This window comes from Micromonospora sp. NPDC002411 (assembly GCF_053592955.1).
In genome coordinates this window covers 1-3,673 of record NZ_JBSFBM010000492.1, presented here as the reverse complement: position 1 = coordinate 3,673, position 3,673 = coordinate 1, and the positions used below count along the sequence as shown (strand labels likewise).

The following is a 3,673-nucleotide window of genomic DNA, read 5'->3' as shown; positions in this document are numbered from 1 at the left end:
GTTGATCAAGAGGTTTGCGTCATCCGGAGCCAATCCGGTGACGCAAACCTCTTGATCGACGGGCTAGGACCGGGTCAGCGGACCATGGAACCGACCACGGGCTTCGTCAGCAGGGCCGACTGGTTGCGCTGGATGCCCGGGTCGAGCGTCTTCGACACGAAGATGGCGTGCCAGATGCAGAAGATCAACACCGTCCACACCTTGCGGGAGTGGTCGGCCTCCTCCCGCTTGTGCTCGTCGAGCAGCCGCAGCGCGTACGACAGGTCGAGCAGGTCACCCGCACCCGAGGTGCTCAGCACGTGCCGGGCCCACTCGTACATCTCGCCGCGCAGCCAGACCCGGGTGGGGGTCGGGAAGCCCAGCTTCTTGCGGTTGACGATGGCCGGCGGCACGACACCCTGCAACGCCTGACGCATCGCGTACTTCGTCGCGTCGGACCGCGGCGGCAGCTTCAGGTCCACCGGGATCTTCGCCGCGACGTCGAACACCTCACGGTCGAGGAACGGCACCCGCACCTCCAGCGAGTGCGACATCGAGATCCGGTCCGCCTTGACCAGGATGTCGCCGCGCAGCCAGGTGTAGAGGTCGACGTACTGCATCTTGGTGACGTCGTCCAGCTCGGTGCACTCGGCGTAGATCGGGGCGGTGACGTCCGTGTAGCGCACCGAGGGGTCGTAGCGGCGCATCAGGTGCTGCTTCTCCTCCTCGGTGAACATCCGAGCGTTGCCGTAGTAACGCTCCTCGATCGGAGTCGTGCCGCGCTCCAGGAAGCTCTTGCCCTTGACCCCCTGCGGGATCGCCTTGGAGACCGCGCGCAGGCCCTTCTGCACCCCACCGGGCAGACCGTTGACGGTGCCCAACGACAGCGGCTCCCGGTAGATCGTGTAGCCGCCGAAGAACTCGTCCGCACCCTCGCCGGACAGCACCACGGTGACGTGCTCGGCGGCCTTCTTCGCCACGAAGTACAGCGGCACCAGCGCCGGGTCGGCCACCGGGTCGTCCAGGTGCCAGACGATCTTCGGCAGCGCGTCGATCATGTCCTGCGGACCGATCTTGGTGGGGATCGTGGTGACGTCCAGGTGCCGCGCCGACTCCTGGGCGACGTCGATCTCCGAATAACCCGGCACGTCGTAGCCGACGGTGAAGGTGAGGATGTTCGGGTTGAACTCGCGGGCCAGCGCGACCACCGCCGTGGAGTCGATGCCGCTGGACAGGAACGAGCCGACCGGCACGTCGGAGCGCATGTGCATGCGCACGCTCTCCCGCAGCGTCTCCCGGATCTCGTGGTACAGCTTCTGCTCGTCGTCGACCGGCGCCGGCCGAAACACCGGCCGGTACCACCGGCGTACGTCGATCCGCCCGCCCGGGGTCCAGTTCAGGTACTCCCCCGACCCGATCCGGCTGATGCCCTTGTGCAGCGTGCCCGGCTCGGGGACGTACTGCAGGGTCAGGTAGTGGCTCAGGTTGGCCGTGTCGACACCCGCGTCGCCCTGGTAGTTGCTGTGCGCGAACGGCAGCAACGCCTTCTTCTCCGACGCCAGGTAGAGACCGTCGGCGGTCTCCAGGTAGTGCATCGGCTTGATGCCGAAGTAGTCGCGGGCACCGAAGGCGCGCCGCTCCTGCCGGTCCCAGATGACGAAGGCGAACATGCCCCGCAGCCGGGTGAGCACCTGCTCGCCCCAGAAGTGGTAGCCCGCCACGATCACCTCGCCGTCGCCGGCGGTGGCGAACTGCGCGCCGAAGTTTCTGATCAACTCCTCGCGCAGCTCGATGTAGTTGTAGATCTCACCGTTGAAGGTGAGCAGGTAACGACCGTTCGCGTAGGGCAGCGGCTCGTGGCTCGACGCGACGTCGATGATGGCCAGCCGCTTGTGGGCGAACACGCCGTCCGCGTACCGGCCGGAAGCGTCGCCGACCACCTCGACCCCGGTCTCGTCGGGGCCGCGGTGGTGCAGGCATTCCAACGCTCCGGCGATGTGGTCGCGATGCGCTGCGGCGTTGCCGTTCGCGCTGAAGAAGGCCAGAAGTCCGCACATGGTGGCCATCTTTCCACGCGCGCTGTCGGCCCTTGCAGCCGTCCGTCGATCCACCCGACTCCCGGCGGGCGTCACCGCGAACCGGACGCGCGGTACCGTCGGGACCAGCAACGAAGCGGAGGGAGCGGCGCAATGACCGAGGGACGCACCGACGGTACGCCGACGGACGGTACGGAATCGCACGATCCGGACTTCCCGGAGGCGTTCCTGTCCTTCATGCGGCAGGGCTGGCGCGACACCGCGCTGCCCGTGACGCCCCGCCCGGAGACACCGAACTACGCCAAGCGGCGGGCGGCCCTCTCGGCGGCCTTCCCCGGCGAGACGCTGGTGATCCCCACCGGCACCGAGAAGGTCCGGGCCAACGACACCGACTACCCGTTCCGGCCCGGCAGCGACTTCGCCTACCTGACCGGCGACCACGACGCGGACAGCGTGCTCGTGCTGCGCCCGAACGGCTCAGGGCACGACGCGACGCTGTACATGCGGCCCCGGTCCTCCCGGGAGACCGACGAGTTCTTCCGCAGCCGCAACGGTGAGCTGTGGGTGGGCCGGCGGCACACGCTCACCGAGAAGTCGACCGAGCTGGGCCTGCCCACCGCAGACCTGACCGGCCTGGAGGCGACGCTCGCCGACCTCGCGCCGGGGCGTACCCGGGTGTTGCGCGGTTTCGACGCCCAGGTGGACGCGGCCGTCCGCCCCTACGACGGCGTCCGCGCCGACGGGCAGCCCGCCCGCGACCGGGAGCTGGCGATCGCCATCTCGGAGATGAAGCTGGTCAAGGACGAGTGGGAGATCGGCCAGCTCCAGGACGCGATCGACGCCACCGTCCGCGGCTTCGAGGACGTGGCCCGGATCCTCCCGGCCGACCGCGCGGTCTCCGAGCGGCTCCTGGAAGGTGTCTTCGCGCTGCGGGCCCGTCACGACGGCAACGACGTCGGGTACAGCTCGATCGTCGGCGCCGGCGAACACGCCACGATCCTGCACTGGGTGCACAACCACGGCGCCACCCGGCCGGGTGACCTGCTGCTGATGGACATGGGCGTCGAGGGCCGCAACCTCTACACCGCCGACGTGACCCGGGTGCTCCCGGTGAACGGTCGGTTCACCGCCCTGCAACGCCAGGTCTACGACATCGTGTACGCCTCGCAGCAGGCCGGCATCGAGGCCATCCGCCCCGGCGTGAAGTTCAAGGACGTCCACCTGACCTGCATGCGGGTCCTCGCCGAGGGCCTGTCCGACCTCGGTCTGCTGCCGGTGAGCGTGGACGAGGCGATGGACGAGAAGTCGACGGTCTACCGGCGGTGGACGCTGCACGGCTTCGGCCACATGCTCGGCATCGACGTGCACGACTGCTCGAATGCCCGCAAGGAGACGTACCGCGACGGCGCGCTGGGCGAGGGCTACGTGCTCACCGTCGAGCCGGGGCTGTACTTCCAGCCCGAGGACGAGCTGGTCCCCGCCGAGCTGCGCGGCGTCGGCATCCGGATCGAGGACGACGTGCTGGTCACCGCGACCGGTGCGACGAACCTGTCGGCCGGGTTGCCACGCACCTCCGACGACTCGTAGGTGAGGGTTTCGGCGACCTGGGCGAACTCGGCCAGCATCGGCTCCATCAGCACGGAGTGGAACGCGTGGCT

At 68.8% G+C, this 3,673-nt stretch carries 2 protein-coding genes; one reads left to right on the top strand and one right to left on the bottom strand.

Annotated features, from left to right (window positions below; genetic code table 11):
- Positions 1–74 precede the first annotated feature (74 nt).
- Positions 75–2,036 (bottom strand): asparagine synthase (glutamine-hydrolyzing), encoded by a 1,962-nt coding sequence (asnB, locus tag ACWCO3_RS32790; RefSeq protein WP_145779905.1) that lies wholly within the window; start codon positions 2,034–2,036, stop codon positions 75–77.
- A gap of 132 nt (positions 2,037–2,168) precedes the next feature.
- Here asnB and ACWCO3_RS32785 point away from each other — a divergent pair, with 132 nt between their 5' ends.
- Positions 2,169–3,602, top strand: a complete 1,434-nt coding sequence (locus ACWCO3_RS32785; protein WP_450013799.1) for an aminopeptidase P family protein — start codon at positions 2,169–2,171, stop codon at positions 3,600–3,602.
- Positions 3,603–3,673 lie beyond the last annotated feature (71 nt).

Excerpts from the sequence above, each read along its gene's own strand:
- asnB (WP_145779905.1), bottom strand. The coding sequence starts at position 2,036 with ATGTGCGGACTTCTGGCCTTCTTCAGCGCGAACGGCAACGCCGCAGCG.
- ACWCO3_RS32785 (WP_450013799.1), top strand. The coding sequence starts at position 2,169 with ATGACCGAGGGACGCACCGACGGTACGCCGACGGACGGTACGGAATCG.